Source organism: Kitasatospora phosalacinea, from assembly GCF_000717185.1.
GTDB lineage: Bacteria > Actinomycetota > Actinomycetes > Streptomycetales > Streptomycetaceae > Kitasatospora > Kitasatospora phosalacinea_A.
The window spans coordinates 59,511-79,243 of the sequence record NZ_JNYE01000045.1; the positions used below are offsets into that span (position 1 = coordinate 59,511).

The 19,733-nt window shown below is 74.5% G+C and carries 15 protein-coding genes; 10 read left to right on the top strand and 5 right to left on the bottom strand.

Translation table 11 applies throughout. The annotated features are described in order from the left end of the window. Positions 1 to 8: 8 nt before the first annotated feature. Entirely contained in the window at positions 9 to 2,459 is a 2,451-nt protein-coding gene (locus tag OO57_RS19955) for a DNA gyrase/topoisomerase IV subunit A (RefSeq protein WP_033253909.1), read from the bottom strand. 237 nt (positions 2,460 to 2,696) lie between these two features. Here OO57_RS19955 and OO57_RS19960 point away from each other — a divergent pair, with 237 nt between their 5' ends. From OO57_RS19960 to OO57_RS19970, 3 genes are all read left to right on the top strand, one after another. Next, on the top strand, positions 2,697 to 4,031 hold the full coding sequence (locus OO57_RS19960) for a M16 family metallopeptidase (protein WP_033253910.1): 1,335 nt from the start codon (positions 2,697 to 2,699) through the stop codon (positions 4,029 to 4,031). 17 nt (positions 4,032 to 4,048) lie between these two features. After that, positions 4,049 to 5,413 (top strand): M16 family metallopeptidase, encoded by a 1,365-nt coding sequence (locus tag OO57_RS19965; protein WP_033253940.1) that lies wholly within the window; start codon positions 4,049 to 4,051, stop codon positions 5,411 to 5,413. Between the two features lie 350 nt (positions 5,414 to 5,763). Further along, positions 5,764 to 6,957 carry an RtcB family protein gene (locus OO57_RS19970; RefSeq protein ID WP_033253911.1) on the top strand — a complete coding sequence of 398 codons (1,194 nt, stop codon included), beginning with the start codon at positions 5,764 to 5,766 and terminating at the stop codon, positions 6,955 to 6,957. A 7-nt stretch (positions 6,958 to 6,964) separates the two neighbouring features. On the opposite strand, the gene OO57_RS19975 is transcribed toward OO57_RS19970, so the two are convergent. Continuing rightward, positions 6,965 to 7,594: a TetR/AcrR family transcriptional regulator gene (locus OO57_RS19975; protein WP_033253912.1), complete on the bottom strand. Its 630-nt coding sequence runs from the start codon at positions 7,592 to 7,594 to the stop codon at positions 6,965 to 6,967. An 80-nt stretch (positions 7,595 to 7,674) separates the two neighbouring features. Between OO57_RS19975 and OO57_RS19980 the strand changes: the two genes are divergently transcribed. Continuing rightward, complete coding sequence (locus OO57_RS19980) at positions 7,675 to 8,886, top strand: MFS transporter (protein WP_051777988.1); 1,212 nt, start codon at positions 7,675 to 7,677, stop codon at positions 8,884 to 8,886. A 203-nt stretch (positions 8,887 to 9,089) separates the two neighbouring features. On the opposite strand, the gene OO57_RS19985 is transcribed toward OO57_RS19980, so the two are convergent. After that, positions 9,090 to 9,368, bottom strand: a complete 279-nt coding sequence (locus OO57_RS19985) for an HPr family phosphocarrier protein (protein ID WP_033253913.1) — start codon at positions 9,366 to 9,368, stop codon at positions 9,090 to 9,092. Between the two features lie 159 nt (positions 9,369 to 9,527). On the opposite strand from OO57_RS19985, the gene OO57_RS19990 reads away from it, so the two are divergent. The 5 genes from OO57_RS19990 to OO57_RS20010 all read left to right on the top strand — a co-directional run bounded on the left by OO57_RS19990 (position 9,528) and on the right by OO57_RS20010 (position 15,785). Next, positions 9,528 to 12,302, top strand: coding sequence for a GNAT family N-acetyltransferase (locus tag OO57_RS19990; RefSeq protein WP_033253914.1), 2,775 nt, complete (start codon positions 9,528 to 9,530; stop codon positions 12,300 to 12,302). Between the two features lie 111 nt (positions 12,303 to 12,413). Beyond that, positions 12,414 to 12,998 (top strand): DUF5998 family protein, encoded by a 585-nt coding sequence (locus OO57_RS19995; RefSeq protein WP_014138494.1) that lies wholly within the window; start codon positions 12,414 to 12,416, stop codon positions 12,996 to 12,998. A 6-nt stretch (positions 12,999 to 13,004) separates the two neighbouring features. Further along, entirely contained in the window at positions 13,005 to 14,162 is a 1,158-nt protein-coding gene (locus tag OO57_RS20000; RefSeq protein ID WP_033253915.1) for an alkaline phosphatase family protein, read from the top strand. 65 nt (positions 14,163 to 14,227) lie between these two features. Then, on the top strand, positions 14,228 to 14,875 hold the full coding sequence (locus tag OO57_RS20005) for a thymidine kinase (RefSeq protein ID WP_033253916.1): 648 nt from the start codon (positions 14,228 to 14,230) through the stop codon (positions 14,873 to 14,875). Between the two features lie 82 nt (positions 14,876 to 14,957). Continuing rightward, positions 14,958 to 15,785 (top strand): sulfurtransferase, encoded by an 828-nt coding sequence (locus tag OO57_RS20010; RefSeq protein ID WP_033253917.1) that lies wholly within the window; start codon positions 14,958 to 14,960, stop codon positions 15,783 to 15,785. A gap of 255 nt (positions 15,786 to 16,040) precedes the next feature. Here OO57_RS20010 and sepH read toward each other — a convergent pair whose 3' ends face one another. After that, positions 16,041 to 17,132 (bottom strand): septation protein SepH, encoded by a 1,092-nt coding sequence (gene sepH, locus OO57_RS20015; RefSeq protein ID WP_081973817.1) that lies wholly within the window; start codon positions 17,130 to 17,132, stop codon positions 16,041 to 16,043. 439 nt (positions 17,133 to 17,571) lie between these two features. On the opposite strand from sepH, the gene OO57_RS42720 reads away from it, so the two are divergent. Next, complete coding sequence (locus OO57_RS42720) at positions 17,572 to 18,357, top strand: hypothetical protein (RefSeq protein WP_051777989.1); 786 nt, start codon at positions 17,572 to 17,574, stop codon at positions 18,355 to 18,357. A gap of 25 nt (positions 18,358 to 18,382) precedes the next feature. Here OO57_RS42720 and OO57_RS20025 read toward each other — a convergent pair whose 3' ends face one another. After that, the gene (locus OO57_RS20025; protein WP_033253919.1) at positions 18,383 to 19,684 is read right to left on the bottom strand and encodes a D-arabinono-1,4-lactone oxidase; all 1,302 of its coding nucleotides are present in this window, start codon (positions 19,682 to 19,684) and stop codon (positions 18,383 to 18,385) included. Between the last annotated feature and the right edge of the window lie 49 nt (positions 19,685 to 19,733).

The following is a 19,733-nucleotide window of genomic DNA, read 5'->3' on the forward strand; positions in this document are numbered from 1 at the left end:
CCGCGGCGCTACATCCGGCCGCCGACCGCGGCGATCGGCGACGGCAGCGGGGTGCCGGAGCCGTCGCGGCGCGGGTCGCGCTCGGGGAGGGCGACCGGCTGGCCGGCCGGGCCCGCGCCGAGGGCGGGCAGCGGGCCGGCCCAGGCGAAGGCGAGGCCGTCCTCGCCGCGCAGGAAGCGCTGGCAGCGGACGCCGCCGGTGGCCCGGCCCTTGCGCGGGTACTGGTCGAACGGGGTGAGCTTCCAGCTGGTCTGCTCCTCGCCGGCCAGCGTGCCGGAGGCGGCCGCGACCGAGAGGACCACCGCGTCCTGCGCCGGGTCGACCGCGGTGAAGGAGAGCACCTTCGCGCCGTCGGCCAGCTTGATGCCGGCCATGCCGCCGGCCGGGCGGCCCTGCGGGCGGACCTGGCCCGCCTGGTAGCGCAGCAGTTGGGCGTCGGAGGTGATGAAGACCAGGTCCTCCTCGCCGGTGCGCAGTTCGACCGCGCCGATCACGGCGTCGCCGTCCTTGAGCGCGATCACCTCGAACTCGTCCTTGTTGGCGGGCCATTCGGGCACCACCCGCTTGACCACGCCCTGCACGGTGCCGAGCGCCAGGCCGGGCGAGGACTCGTCCAGCGTGGTCAGGGCGAGCGGCTGCTCGTCCGCCTCCAGCCGGAGGAACTCGGAGACCGCCGCGCCGCCGGACAGCGCCGCGGTGCCCGGGGGCAGCGAGGGCAGGTCGATCACCGGCAGGCGCAGCACCCGGCCGGCCGTGGTGACTAGGCCGACGTCGCCGCGGGCGGTGGCGGGGACGGCGGAGGCCAGCACGTCGTGCTTGGCGCGGCCCGCCGACTCCTCGCCGACCGGCTTCAGGTCGAAGGTGCGGGCCAGCAGCCCGGTGGAGGACAGCAGCACCCGGCACGGGTCGTCGGCGACCTCCAGCGGCACCGCCAGCGCGGCGGACGGCACCGAGCCGGCCTCCAGCAGCACGGTGCGCCGCTCGGTGCCGAACTGCTTGGCGACGGCGCCGAGTTCGGAGGAGACCACGGAGCGCAGCTTGGTGTCGGACTCCAGGATCTCGGTCAGCTCGGCGATCTCCTTGAGCAGCTTGGCCTGCTCGGCCTCCAGCTCGACCCGGTCGAAGCGGGTGAGCCGGCGCAGCGGGGTGTCCAGGATGTACGCGGTCTGGATCTCGGAGAGGCCGAAGCGCTCCATCAGCCGGTCCTTGGCCTGGCCCGCGTCGTCGCTGCTGCGGATGATCGCGATCACCTCGTCGATGTCGACGAGCGCGACCAGCAGGCCCTCGACCAGGTGCAGCCGGTCCTGGCGCTTGCGGCGGCGGAAGTCGCTGCGCCGCTTGACCACCGTGAAGCGGTGGTCGACGTAGACCTCCAGCAGTTCCTTGAGGCCCAGCGTCAGCGGCTGGCCGTCGACCAGCGCGACGTTGTTGATGCCGAAGGTCTCCTCCATCGGCGTCAGCTTGTAGAGCTGCTCCAGCAGGGCCTCGGGGACGAAGCCGTTCTTGACCTCGATGACCAGGCGCAGGCCGTGCGAGCGGTCGGTGAGGTCCTTGACGTCCGCGATGCCCTGCAGCTTCTTCGCGTTGACCAGGTCCTTGATCTTCCCGATCACCTTCTCGGGGCCGACCGTGTACGGCAGTTCGGTGACCACGATGCCCTTGCGGCGGGCGGTGACGTTCTCGATCGAGGTGGTGGCGCGGATCCTGAAGGTGCCGCGGCCGGACTCGTACGCGTCCCGGATGCCGGAGAGGCCGACGATCCGGCCGCCGGTGGGCAGGTCGGGGCCGGGGACGAACCGCATCAGGGTGTCCAGGTCCGCCGACGGGTGCTTGATCAGGTGCCGGGCGGCGGCGACCACCTCGGACAGGTTGTGCGGGGGCATGTTGGTGGCCATGCCGACCGCGATGCCGGTGGCGCCGTTGACCAGCAGGTTCGGGAAGGCCGAGGGGAGCACCTGGGGCTCCTGCTCGGAGCCGTCGTAGTTCGGGCCGAAGTCGACGGTGTCCTCGTGGATGGACTCCACCAGGGACATTGCGGCGGAGGTCAGCCGCGACTCGGTGTAGCGCATCGCGGCCGGCGGGTCGTCGTTGCCGAGCGAGCCGAAGTTGCCGTGGCCGTCGATCAGCGGCAGGCGCATCGAGAACGGCTGCGCCAGGCGCACCACGGCGTCGTAGATCGAGGCGTCGCCGTGCGGGTGCAGCCGGCCCATCACCTCGCCGACCAGGCGCGCGCACTTGACGTGGCCGCGCTCCGGGCGCAGGCCCATCTCGTTGGCCTGGTAGAGGATCCGGCGGTGCACCGGCTTGAGGCCGTCCCTGGCGTCCGGCAGGGCCCGGGAGTAGATCACCGAGTAGGCGTACTCCAGGAACGAGCCCTGCATCTCGTCCACGACATCGACGTCGAGGATCCGCTCCTCGAAGTCACCGGGCGGCGGGGTGGGCGAACTGCGGCGGGCCATCGCTGCGGGGCTCCCTTGCGATACATGCGGTACATGGGGGTGGGCGGACGCGGGCGTGAACGCCCCCCATTGTGGACCCTCGGTGGGACAGCACCCGTCACCCGGGGCGCTTCCGCCCCTGGCGAACGCGCCCCGCGGCCGGACACCTGACGGCGGCGCCGGGCGTTGCACCACAATGGGGGGCGTCACACGCCCCCGGCCCGGACACTCCGGAACCGACGACGGGAAGGACCCCGCATGGCCAACCCCGCGCCCGCTAGCGGCCTCGCCATCACCGAACACCGCCTGGCCAACGGCCTGCGGGTGGTGCTCTCCGAGGACCACCTCACCCCGGTCGCCGCCGTCTGCCTCTGGTACGACGTGGGCTCCCGGCACGAGGTCAAGGGGCGGACCGGCCTGGCCCACCTCTTCGAGCACCTGATGTTCCAGGGTTCGGCGAGCGTCTCCAACAACGGGCACTTCGAGCTGGTCCAGGGCGCCGGCGGTTCGCTCAACGGCACCACCAGCTTCGAGCGCACCAACTACTTCGAGACCATGCCCGCCCACCAGTTGGAGCTCGCGCTCTGGCTGGAGGCCGACCGGATGGGCTCGCTGCTGGCCGCACTGGACGAGACGTCCATGGAGAACCAGCGCGACGTGGTGAAGAACGAGCGCCGCCAGCGCTACGACAACGTGCCCTACGGCACCGCGTTCGAGAAGCTCACCGCGCTGTCCTTCCCCGACGGCCACCCGTACCACCACACCCCGATCGGCTCGATGGCCGACCTGGACGCCGCGACGCTGGAGGACGCCCGGGCGTTCTTCCGCACCTACTACGCGCCCAACAACGCGGTGCTGTCGATCGTCGGCGACCTCGACCCGGAGCGGACGATCGCCTGGGTGGAGAAGTACTTCGGCTCGATCCCGGCCCACGACGGCAAGCAGCCGCCGCGCGACGGCACCCTGCCCGACACCATCGGCGCCGAGGTGCGCGAGCTGGTCCGCGAGGACGTCCCGTCCCGCGCGCTGATGGCCGCCTACCGGCTCCCGCACGACGGCACCCGCGAGGCCGACGCCGCCGACCTGGCGCTCACCATCCTCGGCAGCGGCGAGTCCTCCCGGCTGTACAACCGGCTGGTGCGCCGCGACCGCACCGCCGTCGCCGCCGGGTTCGGCCTGCTGCGGCTGGCCGGCGCGCCCTCGCTCGGCTGGCTGGACGTGAAGGCGGGCGGCGAGGCCACCCTGGAGCAGATCGAGGCCGCCGTCGACGAGGAGCTGGCCCGCTTCGCCGCCGAGGGCCCCACCGCGGCGGAACTGGAGCGCGCCCAGGCCCAGATCGAGCGCGAGTGGCTGGACCGGCTCACCACGGTGGCCGGCCGGGCCGACGAACTCTGCCGCTACGCCGTCCTGTTCGGCGACCCGAAGCTGGTGAACGGCGCCCTGCCAAAGGTCCTCGACGTCACCGCCGAGGAGGTCCGGGCGGTGGCCGCCGCCCGGCTGCGCCCCGACAACCGGGCCGTGCTGGTGTACGAGCCGACCGGGGACGACGACAGCAACGACAGCGATGACAGCGACGAGGAGGCGGCGGCGTGAGCGACTACACCCCCGCGATGGAGTTCCACCCGCAGCCCCGGCCCGGCACCCCCGCCCCGTGGGCGTTCCCGGCGCCCGAGCGGCTCACCCTGGCCAACGGGCTGACGGTGCTGCACTGCCACCGCCCCGGCCAGCAATTGGTCGCCGTGGACGTGGTGCTGGACGCGCCGCTGGCCGCCGAGCCCGAGGGCCTGGACGGCGTCTCCTCGATCCTGGCCCGGGCGCTGTCCGAGGGCACCGACACGCTCAGCGCCGAGGAGTTCGCCGGTGAGCTGGAGCGGGCCGGCGCCACCCTGGACGCGCACGCCGACCACCCGGCGATCCGGGTCTCGCTGGAGGTCCCGGCCTCCCGCCTGGAGCGCGGCCTGACCCTGCTCGGCGACGCGCTGCGCGCCCCCGCGCTGCCCGAGGACGAGATCGAGCGGCTGGTCGCCAACCGCCTCGACGAGATCGTCCACGAGCAGGCCAACCCTGGCCGGCGCGCCGCCAAGGCGCTGTACGCCGAGCTGTTCCCGGCCGCCGACCGGCTGTCGCGGCCGCGGGCGGGCTCCGCCGAGACCGTCAAGCGGATCGACCGGGCGGCGGTGCGGGCGTTCTACGAGGCGCACCTGCGCCCGTCCACCGCGACCGCCGTGGTGGTCGGCGACCTCACCGGGGCCGACCTGGCGGCGCTGCTCGAGTCGACCCTGGGCCGGTGGACCGCCGAGACCCGGGAGCCGGCCGCGCACGGCCCGGTGACCGCGGACGACACCGGCCGGGTGGTCATCGTCGACCGGCCCGGCTCGGTCCAGACCCAGCTGCTGATCGGCCGGATCGGCCCGGACCGGCACGACCCGGAGTGGGCCGCGCAGGTGCTCGGCACCTACTGCCTCGGCGGCACCCTCACCTCCCGGCTGGACCGCGTCCTGCGCGAGGAGAAGGGCTACACCTACGGCGTGCGGGCGTTCGCCCAGGCGCTGCGCTCGGCCGCCGACGGCTCCGGCCGCGGGATGCTGGCGATCAGCGGTTCGGTGGACACCGGGTCGACCGCGCCCGCGCTGCAGGACACCTGGACCATCCTGCGGACGCTGGCCGCCGAGGGCCTGACCGACGCCGAGCGGGAGGAGGCCGTGCAGTTCCTGGTCGGCGTCGCCCCGCTGAAGTTCGAGACGGCCGGTTCGGTCGCCGCGACCCTGGCGGACCAGGTCGAGCAGTACCTGCCCGACACCTACCAGGCGGACTTCTACCGGCAGCTGGCCGCGCTCGACACCGCGGCCGCCACCCGCGCCGTGGTCGCCGCGTTCCCGCCGGACCGGCTGGTCACCGTGCTGGTCGGCGACGCCTCGGTGATCGCCGAGCCGGTCAAGGCGCTCGGCATCGGGGACGTCACGGTCATCGCCTGACCGGCCCGGTGCGCGCGGGGGTCCGGCGGGGCGTCAGCTCCGCCGGGCCCCCGGCGCTTTAATGCCTTGCGCGTCCCCGGCGCGGCGTGGGTAGATGTCCCCGGCCGGGCGAGGCGCGCGGTCCAGGACACGACGGAAGGAGGCGGTCACCATGCGGGTCGAGCCACGACGACGCTCCCCGAGGCTGCCCTTCCGTTGTTCGCTCCGCACCGCCTGAGCAGCTCCCGCGCAGCGTCCGTCCGCTGCCCGCGGTCCCGCCCCGCCGGGCCGCCCCCCGATCTTCCCCGCCGCCGCACCGGGCGTTCTCGTGCGGCACCCTGAAACCACCCGACCCAGGAGGTCGAACACCCATGTCGTACACCGAGGTACCCGGCGTCCGCGTCCCGATCCGGATGTGGGCCGACCCGGCCACCGTCGAGGGCCAGGCCATGCAGCAGCTGCGCAACATCAGCGCGCTGCCCTGGCTGCACGGCCTCGCCGTGATGCCCGACGTCCACCTGGGCAAGGGCGCGACGGTCGGCTCCGTCATCGCGATGAAGGGCGCGGTCTGTCCGGCCGCGGTCGGCGTCGACATCGGCTGCGGGATGACGGCCGTGAAGTCCTCGCTCACCGCGAAGGACCTCCCGGACGACCTGTCGCGGCTGCGCCAGCGGATCGAGCAGGCCATCCCGGTCGGCCGCGGCCTGCACGCCGACCCGGTCGACCCGGGCAAGCTGCCCGGGCGGTCCACCGCGGGCTGGGACGACTTCTGGCAGCGCTTCGACGACATCGCCCCCGAGGTGCGCTGGCGGCGCGAGCGGGCCGCCCAGCAGATGGCCACGCTCGGCGGCGGCAACCACTTCATCGAGCTCTGCCTGGACGACGACGGCGCGGTCTGGCTGATGCTGCACTCCGGTTCGCGCAACATCGGCAAGGAGCTCGCCGAGCACCACATGTCGATCGCCCAGTCCCTGCCGCACAACCGGGGCCTGATCGACCGCGACCTGGCGGTCTTCATCACGCACACCCCGCAGATGGACGCCTACCGCTCCGACCTGTTCTGGGCGCAGGAGTATGCCAAGCACAACCGGGCGCTGATGATGGCCCTGTTCCAGGACGCGGTCCGCAGCGAACTGCCCCGGGCCGGGGCCTCGTTCGGCGAGATGATCTCCTGCCACCACAACTACGTGGCCGAGGAGCGCTACGACGGCGTCGACCTGCTCGTCACCCGCAAGGGCGCGATCCGGGCCGGCTCCGGCGAGTACGGCATCATCCCGGGCTCGATGGGCACCGGCTCGTACATCGTGAAGGGCCTGGGGAACGCCGCCTCGTTCAACTCGGCCTCGCACGGCGCGGGCCGGAAGATGAGCCGCACCGCCGCCAAGAAGCGCTTCACCACGGCGGACCTGGTGGCGCAGACGGCGGGCGTCGAGTGCCGCAAGGACTCCGGCGTGGTCGACGAGATCCCCGGCGCGTACAAGCCGATCGAGAAGGTCATCGCCCAGCAGCGGGACTTGGTCGAGGTCGTCGCGCACCTCAAGCAGGTGGTCTGCGTGAAGGGCTGACGCCGGGTCAGCCCGGGGAGGAGTCGCGGGCCGGCGCGAAGATGTACCGGTCCAGCACCAGCGGGGTGTCCGCCAGGATCGCCGGGTCGCCCTGCGGGTCCTCCAGGAACGCCATGCCGAGCATCCGCACGGCCACGGCCACGGCCAGGTTCGCCCGGCGGCGGGTCTCGGCCGTGTCGGCCAGCCCGAACGACTCCACCAGCACCTCGTGCACGCGCGCCACGATCTGCCGGTCCACCTCGGCCCCCTCGCTCGCCAGCGCGGGGACCTTCGCCACGTGGAACCACACGTGGCGGTAGCCGGGCAGCGTCCGGAACCGGTCCGCGTACGCCTCGACCACCCGGGCCAGGAACTGCTCGGACGACGCGCAGGCCGCCACCGCCGCCGGGTCGGTGGCGGCGGCCAGCAGCCGCAGGTCGCCCTCCATCCAGCTGCGCTCCAGCGTTTCGAGCACCGCCTCCTTGTCCGGGAAGAACCGGTACAGCGCCCCGACGGACATCCCGGCCTCGGCCGCGATCTGCTTGGTGCTGAGCTGGTCGTAGGGCACGGTGTCCAGCAGCCGGGCGGCGGTGGCCAGGATGCGGGCGAACTTCTCGCGGCTGCGCTGCTGCTGCGGCTCGCGGACCAGGGGGGACACGGCGGGCTCACTCTCCTCGTACGGTGCCGGGCGGGACGGGGTCTTGACGCGACGGCAAAACATGAACGATATTTTCGTTCATGTTTTCGCGCGGCTTCCCCGTCCTCTGGGCGTCCGTCACCATATCCAGCCTCGGCAACGGCATGCGCTTCGTCGCCCTCCCGCTGCTCGCCGTCCGCCTCACCGACGACGCGCGACTGATCGCGCTGGTCGCCCTGGCCGGGCAACTGCCCTCGCTGCTGCTCGCGCTCCCCGCCGGGGCCTGGGCCGACCGGACCGACCGCCGCCGGATGCTCCTCTGGTCGGACGCCGCCCGCACCCTCGTGGTCGGCGCGCTGGCTGTCGCGGTGGCCGCGGACGCCGTCCGGATCGGCTGGCTGGTGCTGGCCGCGATGCTGCTCGGCGCCGGGGACGTCGTCTACGGCGCGGGCTGGTCCGGCATGGTCCCCACCCTCGTCCCGCCCGCCGGGCGCGCCCGGGCCAACTCCCGGCTGCAGGCCGGGGCCCTGATCGCCGACACCCTGCTCGGCACCCCGCTCGGCGCGGTCCTGTTCGGGCTGGCCGCGGTCCTCCCGCTCGCCGTCGACAGCCTCTCCTTCGCCGTCGCGGCCGCCCTGGTGCTCCTGCTGCGCGGCGACTTCCGCCCCGGCGGAGCGGAGCCGCTCCCCGCCCGGGCCCCGCTGGGGCGCCAGGTCGCCGAGGCGCTGCGCTGGCTGCGCGACCGCCCCGTGCTGTTCCGGCTCTGCCTCGCCGGCGGCCTCACCGGCGCGGTCGCCTCCGGGCTGATCGCCGTCCTGGTCCTCTACGCGGGCCGCACCCAGCACCTCGGCCCGACCGGATTCGCCCTGCTGGTTGCCGTGTTCGCCGTCGGAGGCCTGCTCGGCAGCGCCCTCACCCCGCGGCTGCTGCACCGCTGGGGCGCCCGCACCACCATGGTCGCGGGCGTCCTCGGTTCGGGGGCCTGCGCCCTGCTCATGGCGCTCGCCCCCGCCCCCGCGGTCTCCGCCCTCGCCGTCGCCGGCTACGGCGCCACCGAATTCGCCTGGGCGATCGGCGGGCTGACCCTCCGCCAGTCCCAGGTCCCGTCCCGACTGCTGGGCCGGATCTCGATGGCCTACCAGCTCGTCTTCAGCGCCGCGGGCGCGACGGGCGCCGCCCTCGCCGGGCTCCTCGCCCACCAGTGGGGCCCCCGCGCCCCCTACTTCGCGGGCGCCGCCCTGCTGCTCGCCGTCCCCCTGCTGCTGCCGGGCGCCCGCCGCGGGGCGGAGGGCTGGGCGCTCGCGGGCACCTGAGGAAGGAGGGAGCGGCGAAGGGGACGGACCAGGGGCCCGGGGAGCGGCGGGTCCGTGCTGCTGGCGGCCGGAGCCCGTCGAGGGTCCGTGCTGCTCCGGGCCGCAGGAGCAGGACCCGAAGCAGCCGCACGCACCGGCAGTGCACCGTCAGCGGCCCCGGGCCCGCCGGTCCCGGCCCCGAGCCCCTGAATGCCGAAGCGTCCTTACGCGGCGGGCAGCTCGTCCAGGCCCTCCTGGACCAGCTTGGCGACGCGGTCGAGCGCCGCGTCGGCGCCCTCCGCGTCGGCGGCCAGGACGACGGTGTCGCCACCGGCCGCGCCGAGGGCGAGGAGGCCGAGCATGGAGCCGGCGTTGACCGGGGTGCCGCCCTCCTTGGCGATGGTCATCGGGACGCCGGTGGAGGTGACGGCCTTGACGAAGATGGACGCGGGACGGGCGTGCAGGCCCTCGGCCCAACCGATGGTGACGCGGCGCTCAGCCATGAGAGGTGCCTTTCACGTGGTGCAGGGTGGTGCAGGGTTGTCTAGACCAGTGTTGCACGGTCGCGCCCCGCGGGCCCGGCGGCGCGGGCGGCACGGCCCAGCGTGCCGTGCCCGGCACGCCTGGCGCCACCAGGCTCGCCGACGACTACGCTGGCGGGCGTGGAGCACGAGCGCGCACCGGCGGACAACGGGTACCCGCAGCACTGGGAGGCGGACGTCCTGCTGCGCGACGGCGGGACGGCCCGGATCCGGCCGATCACCGCGGACGACGCCGAGCGGCTGGTGGAGTTCTACGAGCAGGTCTCGGACCGGTCCAAGTACTTCCGCTTCTTCGCCCCGTACCCGCGCCTGTCCGACAAGGACGTCCGCCGCTTCACGCAGCACGACTACGTGAACCGGGTCGGCCTGGCGCTCGTGGTGCGGGACAGGTTCGTCGCGACCGTCCGCTACGACCGCACCGACAAGGACGGGATGCCGTCCACCACCGGCACCGACGCCGAGGTCGCGTTCCTGGTGCAGGACGCGCACCAGGGCCGGGGCATCGCCTCCGCGCTGCTGGAGCACATCGCGGCGGTCGCGCAGGAGCGCGGCATCCGCCGGTTCACCGCCGAGGTGCTGCCGGAGAACCGGAAGATGGTGAAGGTCTTCACCGACGCCGGGTACACCCAGCGCCGCAGCTTCGCCGACGGCGTCGTGCACCTGGAGTTCGACCTGGAGCCGACCGCCGCCTCGCTCGCCGTGATGCGCGCCCGCGAGCACCGCGCCGAGGCCCGCTCCGTGCAGCGCCTGCTGACGCCCCGTTCGATCGCCGTGGTCGGCGTCTCGCGCAACCCGCAGTCGGTCGGCCGGGCGCTGCTGCGCGCCGTCCGCGCGGGCTTCGACGGCCCGGTGCACGCGGTGAACCGGGGCGCCGAACCGGGCACCGAACTGGAGGGCGTGCCGACCCACCGCTCGGTGCTGGACGTCCCCGGCCCGGTGGACCTCGCGGTGCTCGCGGTGCCCGAGCCGTCCGTCCCGGGCGCGGTCGCCGAGTGCGGGGTGCACGGCGTGCAGGGCCTGGTGGTGGTGAGCGCCGGGTACGCCGAGACCGGGCCGGACGGGCGGGACAAGCAGCGCGCGCTGGTCCGGCAGGCCCGGGCGGCCGGGATGCGGGTGATCGGCCCGAACGCGTTCGGCCTGCTCAACACCGACCCCGGGCACCGGCTGAACGCCTCGCTGTCCCCCGCGCTGCCCGCGCGCGGCCCGTTCGGCGTGTTCTGCCAGTCCGGGGCGATCGGCGTGGCCCTGCTGGAGGCCGCGCACCGGCGCGGCACCGGCATCTCCTCGTTCGCCTCGGTCGGCAACCGGGCCGACGTCTCCGGCAACGACCTGCTGCAGTACTGGGAGGAGGACGCCGCCACCGAGGTGGTGCTGCTCTACCTCGAGTCCTTCGGCAACCCGCGCAAGTTCACCCGGATCGCCCGCCGCCTGGCCGCCGCCAAGCCCGTGGTGGTGCTCAAGGGCGCCCGGCACACCGGCAGCCTGCCGCCCGGGCACGCCGTCCAGCCCGCCGCCACCCGGCTGCGCGACGCCACCGTGGACGCCCTGTTCCAGCAGGCCGGCGTGATCCGGGTGGACACCATCACCGAGCTCTTCGACACCGGCGAGCTCCTCGCCGGACAGCCGCTGCCGCGGGGCGGCCGGGTCGCGATCGTCGGCAACTCCGACTCGCTCGGCCTGCTCACCTACGACACCTGCCTGGGCGCCGGACTGCGCCCCCGCACCCCCGTCGACCTGACCACCGGCGCGGGCGGCGAGAACTTCCGGATCGCCCTGGACACCGCGCTCACCGACCCCGGCACCGACGCCGTGATCGCCGTCGCCATCCCGCCGATCGGCGTGCACGGCCCCGGGGCCGCCCCCGAACTCGTCGAGGACGACCCGGAGATCGCCCGGGCCCTGCTGGACGCCGCCGCCCGCGGCCGGGAACTCGGCAAACCGCTGCTGCTCGCCCACCTCGCGCTGCCCGCGCTGGTCGCCCGGCTGCGCGCCGGGGGAGTGCCCGCCTACCCCGCCCCCGAGCGCGCCGTGCAGGCGCTGGCCGACGCCGTCCGCTACGCGAAGTGGCGCCGCCGCAGCGCCGAGGCCGAGGAGACCGCCCGCGTCCCCGAACTGGACGGCGTCGACGAGCACGCCGCCCGCGCCCTGGTCGAGCGCGCCCTGACCAGGCGGGAGGCGGTCGCCGCCCGCCTGCAGGCCGGCGGCGCCCGGGTCACCCTGCCCGACGCCGAGGCCGCCGAACTGCTCGGCCACTACGGCGTCCCGGTCAGCCCGACGCTGCCCGCCCCCGACGAGGCGAGCGCCGTCAAGGCCGCCGCCACCCTCGGCTACCCCGTCGCCCTGAAGGCCACCGCCGAGCACCTGCGGCACCGCCCCGACCTGGGCAGCGTCCGGCTCGACCTGACCGGCGAGGCCGAGCTGCGCCGCGCCCACCACGAGCTCGACGCCCTGCTCGGCGGCGCCGCCCAGGCCGAACTGGTGGTGCAGCGGCTCGCCCCGCGCGGCGTGGACACCGTGATCGGCGCGGCCGTCGACCCCGCCGTCGGCACCATCCTGTCCTTCGGCCTCTCCGGCGCTCCCGCCGAACTCCTCGGCGACGTCGCCCACCGCCTCGTCCCGGCCACCGACCGGGACGTGGCCGAGCTGATCCGCGAGGTGCGGGCCGCCCCGCTGCTGTTCGGCTGGCGCGGCGCCGAGGCGGTGGACACCGACGCGCTGGAGGAGGTGCTGCTGCGGGTCTCCCGCCTCGTCGACGACCTGCCCGAGGTCGCCTCGGTCGACCTGGAGCCCGTCGTGGTCGCCCCGCACGGCCTGGCCGTGCTCGGCGCCCGGGTCCGGATCGCCCCGCTGCCGGTCCGCACCGATCTGGGACCGCGCGCCATGAGCACGCTGTAACCTTGCGTGGTTGCCCGCTCGGCAGGACCGGGCGGCCCCCGGCGCGGTGAAGGCCGGGCGACCCGGCGCAGTGCCACCCGCCGCAGTGGCGGGACATGCCAGGATGGAGATATGGCGAAGACCGGTACCACCACGCAGGACCTGCGGTCCGCGATCGAGCGCAGCGGCTACTACCCGGCGCTGGTCTCCGAGGCGGTGGAGTCCGCGGTGGGCCCCGAGCCGATCACCTCGTACCTGGTGCACCAGGAGACCACCTTCGACGCCAACGAGGTCCGCCGGCACGTCACCGTGCTGGTGCTCACCGCGTCCCGCTTCGTGGTCAGCCACACCGACGAGCAGAACGGCGACGCGGCCACCCCCGTCCCGTACGCCACCACCTCCACCGAGACGGTCCGCCTCGACCGGATCACCTCCGTCGTGGTCAGCCGCATGGTCGCCAACCCCGAGACGTACACCCCCGGCACCCCGCCGCGCGAGGTCGTCCTCACCATCGGCTGGGGCGCCGTCCAGCGCCTCGACCTGGAGCCGGCCGGCTGCTCCGACCCCAACTGCGACGCCGACCACGGCTACACCGGCTCCGCCACCGCCGACGACCTGTCGCTGCGGGTCAGCGAGGCCGGGGACGGGCCGGAGACGGTCGCCCAGGCGCTGGTGTTCGCCCGGGCGCTGTCCGAGGCGACCGTGGCCAACGGCTGACCCGGCATGCACCACGAGGACCCCTACGACCTGCTCGACCCGGCCGACGCCCCCGCCCCGCGCTACGGCTGCGCCGCGCTCTCCGACCTGCTGCCCACGCTCGCGGCGGGCCTCGGCGTGCCCGGCTACCGGCCCGTGCTGCCGCTGGAGCCCGCCGACCGGGTCTGCGTGTTCCTGGTCGACGGCCTCGGCTGGGAGCTGATCCGGGCCAACCCGGACTGGGCCCCCTTCCTCAACTCGCTGACCGCCGGGAGCTCCCCGATCACCGCCGGGTTCCCGTCCACCACCGCCACCTCGCTGGCCTCGGTCGGCACCGGCCTGCCGCCCGGGCAGCACGGCCTGGCCGGGTACACGGTGCGGATCCCCGACAGCGGGCGGCTGATGAACCAGCTGCGCTGGAACCCGCCGGTCGACCCGCACGCCTGGCAGCCCCACCCCACCGTCTTCGAGCGGGCGCACCGGGCCGGGGTGGCCACCGCCCAGGTCTCCTCCCCGCTGTTCGCCTCCACCCCGCTGACCCAGGTCGCGCTCTCCGGCGGCACCTTCCTCGGCCGCACCACCGGCGAGGAGCGGATGGACCGGGCCGCCGCCTGGCTGGCCGAGCACGACCGCGCCCTGGTCTACACGTACCTCAGCGAGCTGGACGCCGCCGGGCACCGCTACGGCGTCGACTCCGACGAGTGGCGGCTCACCCTCTTCACGGTCGACCGCCTCGCCCGCCGCCTCGCCGAGCAGCTCCCGCCGCGCTCCGCGCTGTACGTCACCGCCGACCACGGCATGATCGACATCGCCCCGGAGAACCGGATCGACTTCGACGAGGACTGGGAGCTCTCGGCCGGCGTCGCCCTGCTCGGCGGCGAGGGCCGCGCCCGCCACGTCTACGCCCACCCCGGTGCGGCGGGCGACGTGCACGCGGTGTGGAGCGAGGTCCTCGGCGAGCAGATGTGGGTCGCCACCCGCGAACAGGCCGTCGCCGCGGGCTGGTTCGGCCCCTCGGTGGAGGAGCGGGTGCTGCCCCGGATCGGCGACGTGGTCGCCGCCGCCCGCGACGACATCGCGGTCGTCGCCACCCGCAGCGAGCCCGGCGAGTCCCAGATGGTCGGCCTGCACGGTTCGATGACCCCCGTCGAACAGCTCGTCCCGCTGCTCGAAGTCCGCGGCTGAGCCCGCCCGTTGGCCCCTCGTTGACCTCCCGTTGACCCCTCCGCCCGAAAGGCTGCTGCCCACCCATGGCTGAACTGGTGTTCTTCTCGGGCACGATGGACTGCGGCAAGTCGACGCTCGCCCTCCAGATGGACCACAACCACGCCGCCCGCGGCCGCCAGGGCATCATCTTCACCCGCCACGACCGGGCCGGCGCCGCCACCATCTCCAGCCGGCTCGGCCTGCGCGCCGACGCCGTCGAGGTAGGCGACGACTTCGAGTTCCAGGCGTACGTCGTCCACCTGCTCTCGGCGGGCGGCCGGGTCGACTACCTGATCTGCGACGAGGCGCAGTTCTTCTCCGCCGCACAGATCGACCAACTCGCGCGGATCGTCGACGAGTTGGGCATCGACGTGTTCACCTTCGGGATCACCACCGACTTCCGCACCAAGCTCTTCCCCGGCTCCCAGCGCCTGATCGAGCTCGCCGACCGGGTCGAGGTCCTCCAGGTCGAGGCGCTCTGCTGGTGCGGCGCCCGCGCCACCCACAACGCCCGCACCGTCGGCGGCGTCATGGTCGTCGAGGGCGCCCAGGTCGTGGTCGGGGACGTCGCCGTCAACGAGGACGAGATCGGCTACGAGGTGCTCTGCCGCCGCCACCACCGCCGCCGCCTCACCGCCGCCACCGCCCGGGCCGCCGTCCTCTCCCCGGACGTCCTCCCCTTCGAGGGCTGAGCCCGGCGGGGGGATCGTTTCGCCGGGTGACGCGATCCCCGACCCGGCCCCGGCCACCGCCCCGGCGCGCCACAATGGCGGCATGACCTCGCCCCTGATCACCGTCGCCGAACTCGCCGACGCCCTCGGCACCGACCGCGCACCCGTCCTGCTCGACATCCGCTGGGCGCTCGGCGGCCCGCCCGGAGCCGAGGAGTACGCGAAGGGCCACCTGCCCGGCGCCCACTACCTCGACCTCGACCACGAACTCGCCGACCCGCCCGGCCCGGCCGGCCGCCACCCGCTGCCCGACCCCGACCGCCTCGCCACCGCCCTGCGCCGGGCGGGCGTCACCGCGGACCGCCCCGTCGTCGCCTACGACGCGGGCCCCGCGCTCTCCGCCGCCCGCGCCTGGTGGCTGCTGCGCTGGGCCGGCCACGGCGACGTCCGCGTCCTCGACGGCGGCCTCGCCGCCTGGACCGCGGCCGGGCACCCGCTCACCACCGACGCCCCGGCCCCCGGCGACGGCGACTTCAAGGTCGAACCCGGCCACCTCCCCACCGTCGACGCGGACGGCGCGGCCGAACTCGCCCGCACCGGCCTGCTCCTGGACGCCCGGGCCGGCGAGCGCTACCGCGGCGAGACCGAACCCGTCGACCCGCGGGCCGGTCACATCCCCGGCGCCGCCTCCGCCCCCACCACCGAGAACCTCGGCCCCGACGGCCGCTTCCTGCCCCCGGCGGCGCTCGCGGCCCGCTTCGCCGCCCTGCACGTCACCGACCCGGCCCGCACCGCCGTCTACTGCGGCTCCGGCGTCACCGCCGCCCACCAGCTGCTCGCCCTGACCCTCGCGGGCCACGACGGCACCGCCCTCTACCCGGGCTCCTGGAGCGAGTGGTCCGCGAACCCGGCCAACCCCGTGGAACTCTGAGGCGGACGGGGCCTATTCAGGGGTTCAGCAGTCAGGGGCCTGGGGAACGGCGGGCTCGGGGCTGCCGGCGGTGCACTGCCGTCGCGTGCCGCTGCTCCGGGTTCTGTTCCTACGGCCCGGAGCAGCACGGACGCATCGACGGACTCCGGCCGCCAGCAGCTCGGACCCCCCGTTCCCCGGGCCCCCGACGGGGCCCTGCGCAGCTCGGACCCGCCGTTCCCCGGGCCCCCGAATGCGGACCCTCGGCGGGAGCCGCTACTCGGGCTTCTTGCGCCGCGACCCGAAGACGATCTCGTCCCAGCTCGGCACCGTCGCCCGGCGCCCCGGCCGGACGCCGTCGGCCTCGGCCTGGCGGTCGGTGGTGCCGACCAGGCGGTCGCGGTGCGGGGCGACGGAGCGCGGCATCAGGATGTCCGCGTACGCGGAGCCCGCGCCGACGCTCGCGGCGGGGGCCGCGGCCGCGGGCTCCTCGACCTCCTCGGGCTCCTCGGTGACCGTGGTCTCCACGCTGGGGCCGACCGGGGTGAGGTCGCCGCGGTAGGAGGGGACCACGTCCAGCAGGCTGGTGAGGGAGTCCCGTTCGGGGGCGGCCGCGGTCGCGGCGGAGGCGGCGGCCTCCCGGGCCTCGCGGACCTGCATGATGCGGTCGGCGGAGGGCCGCTCGATCATCGGGCGGGCCGGGCGGTCGTGCGGGAGCCGGGCGATCCGCGGGATGAACGGGAAGACCGAGTCCTCCTCGCGCTCCACGTTCTCGCCGATCAGGGCGCGGGCCTCGTCGTCGTTGGGCTGGACCAGCCGCCGCGGCGGGTCGTAGGACCAGGCGGCACGCCGGTGCTCGCCCTCCGCGCGGTACCAGAGGACGACCTCCCAGGTGCCGTCGTCGCGGCGCCAGGAGTCCCACCGCTCGGTGTCCTTCTCGGCGCCGCGCAGCGCGAGGCGCTCGGCGACGGCCTCGCCGAGCTGCGGGCCGGTGGACTCGCCGTGGCGGCGGATCGCCGTCTTGCGGGCGCGCTCGGCCATGAAGGCGCGCTCGGCGAGCACCGGGCCCTCGAAGCGGCGGACGCGTTCCACCGAGATCCCGGCGGCCTGGGCGACCTCCTCAGCGGAGGCACCGGCTCGTATCCGCGCCTGGATGTCACGGGGGCGGAGGTGGCTCTCCACCTCGATCTCGATCTGGCCGAGCCGCGGGCGGTCACCCCGGACGGCGGCGCGCAGCCGCTCGTCGATCGGCAGGGTGTACTCCGTGCTGTCGGCAGCCTTGAGCACCAGCCGTGTGCCGTCGTTGCTGACGGCCACGACGCGCAGTTCGGGCACGGTTACCTCCCGGGTGGTGCCTGCCGACGTCACCTGCGTCGCTGCTCCCGTACTGAGTGTGGCCTGCCCGCTGGCGAGTGGCCACAACCTTGCAGAGTTACCCGGCGTGTCGGGCTTTCGCCCGGGCGCGCCGCTGTGGCACGGTTGCCTGTTTGCCACGTCGACGGTCGACATCGCACCCGGGCGCCCGGTCCAGTCGTCTGACGGTTCGTCGACAACGAGTCCGAAGGCTCAGGCTCCACGAACAGTACTCCATTCGTGGCATCCAGAGGGGCGGCTCGCCGCTCAAGTCTCCCGCGAATCACCGGAATCTCAAGAGCGGGCACCCCAATGACCCGCCGACGATCAACGGACGGTGATCATCTTCACATATATCGACCGGGGCGAACCGGATTTTCGACCCTTGTGTCCTTCTTTGGGCAAGATGGAGAGACTTGTTCGAAATTCCGACACGCCCACCCGAGGGACAGGGATGCCGCAGCAGAGGCAGCAGTTCGCGCACGGACCGACCGCGTCCGAGGAGAAGGCGGAACGCAGACGGCTCGATCTGACGGCCGCTCAGGTGGCGGCGAGCGCCCTGGCGGCGGTGGCCGGCGCGGTACTCGCCTCGGAACTCGGAGTGTACGGAACGATACTCGGTGCGGCCGTCGTCTCGGTGGGGGCGACCATCGGAAGCGCGCTCTTCCAGCACCTCTTCAAACGCACCGGGGAACAACTGCGCAACGCGGTGGAACGCGGCACCGAATCCCCTCCGGCCGCGCGCCCCGCGCCCGCCCCGGCGAACGGAATCAGCCAGGACTGGAACGCCCCCCGGGTGCTGCGCGCGAAACGCCGCTGGACGTGGAAGTCGTACGCGGCGGTCTCCGGGCTGGTGTTCGTGCTCGCCATGGTGCCGGTCGTCGCGGTGGAACTCGCGGCCGGGAAGCCGCTGCACGACATCACCACCGGGCAGGACGGCAGCGGCACCTCGTTCAACCCCTCGCGGCCGTCCGGCGACCGGCAGCAGCCGGACGACCGGGACGGCACGCCGTCCACCGGCCCGTCCGACCTGCCCTCGTCCTCGTCCTCGTCCTCGCCCTCCGCCGTCCCGTCGACGGCGCCGAGCGGTTCGGCCCGGCCGTCCGAGGGGGCGTCCGCCCGGCCGTCGCCGAGCGGGGCGGCGGGGTCGGCCGAGCCGTCCGCGCCGGCCCCGGCGCCGTCGGCGGCCGCCCCGAGCGCGCAGGACGCGCCGCCCGGGACGGCCGGACCGACCGGCTGACGGAGGCGCCCGGGCGCCCGGGCGCTCAGGCGCCCAGCACCCGGCGCAGGTAGTCGTTGGCGAACCGGCGCTCCGGGTCGACCTTGTCGCGCAGCGCCGTGAAGTCGCCGAAGTGCGGGTAGACGGAGGAGAGGTACTCGGCGTCCCGGGTGTGCAGCTTGCCCCAGTGCGGGCGCCCCTGGTGGGCGGCCATCAGCTTCTCCACCTCGGTGAAGTAGGACAGCTCGCGGGTGCCCCGGTACAGGTGGACGGCGATGTACGCGCTGTCCCGCCCGTTCGCGGTGGACAGCCACAGGTCGTCCGCCGGGGCCACCCGCACCTCCACCGGGAAGCTGATCCGCCAGTCGGAGCGCTCCACCAGCGCCTTCAGTTCGCGCAGCACCTCGGTGGCCGCCTCGCGCGGCACCGCGTACTCCATCTCGATGAAGCGCACCTTGCGCGGGCTGGTGTAGACCTTGTAGGCCTCGTCGGTGAAGCGGCGCTCGGACCAGGCCCGGCTGGCGGCCTGGGCGATGGTCGGGATCGCGCCGGGGAAGGCCCGGCCCACCCGGCAGGCGCCCTCCCAGACCGTGTTGGAGAGGAAGTCGTCGTCCAGCCAGGCCCTGAACCTCGGCAGCGGTGCGGCCGGGCCCTGGCTGCGGTTGTTGCGCTTGGTCGAGCAGCGGTCGGTGTGCGGGAACCAGTAGAACTCGAAGTGCTCGTTGACGGCCGTCAGGTCGTCGAAGGAGTGCAGCACCTCGTCGAAGCCCATCGGCTTCTCGTGCGCGCTCAGCAGGAACATCGGCTCCACCGCGAAGGTCAGCGCGCTCACCACGCCCAGCGCGCCCAGGCCCAGCCGCGCGCCCTGGAACAGCTCCGGGTCCTCGGTCGCCGAGCAGGTGCGCACCGAGCCGTCGGCGAGGACGATCTCGACCTCCCGGATCTGCGCGGCGAGCGAGCCGGAGTCCCGGCCGGTGCCGTGGGTGCCGGTGCTGGTCGCGCCCGCGACCGTCTGCACCTCGATGTCGCCCATGTTCGTCAGCGAGAGGCCCGCGGTCGCGAGCAGGCGGTTCAGCCGGTGCAGCGGCAGGCCCGACTCGACGGTGACCGTCCCGGCCCCGCGGTCGAGCCCGCGCACCGCGGTCAGGTTGTCCGGGCGCACCAGCACGGCGTCCCCGGCGGCGGCTATCGCGGTGAACGAGTGCCCCGAGCCCACCGCCTTCACCGGCAGCCCGGCCGCCCCGGCGGCGACCACCGCGGCCGAGAGCTCCTCGACCGAGCCGGGCGCCACCACCCGCGCGGGTCGCGCGCTCTGGTTGCCCGCCCAGTTCCGCCACACCTCGGTCATCTCCGGAGCCTCCCGCTCGTGCGCCCTACCTCCCGGTTCTACCGGTGGG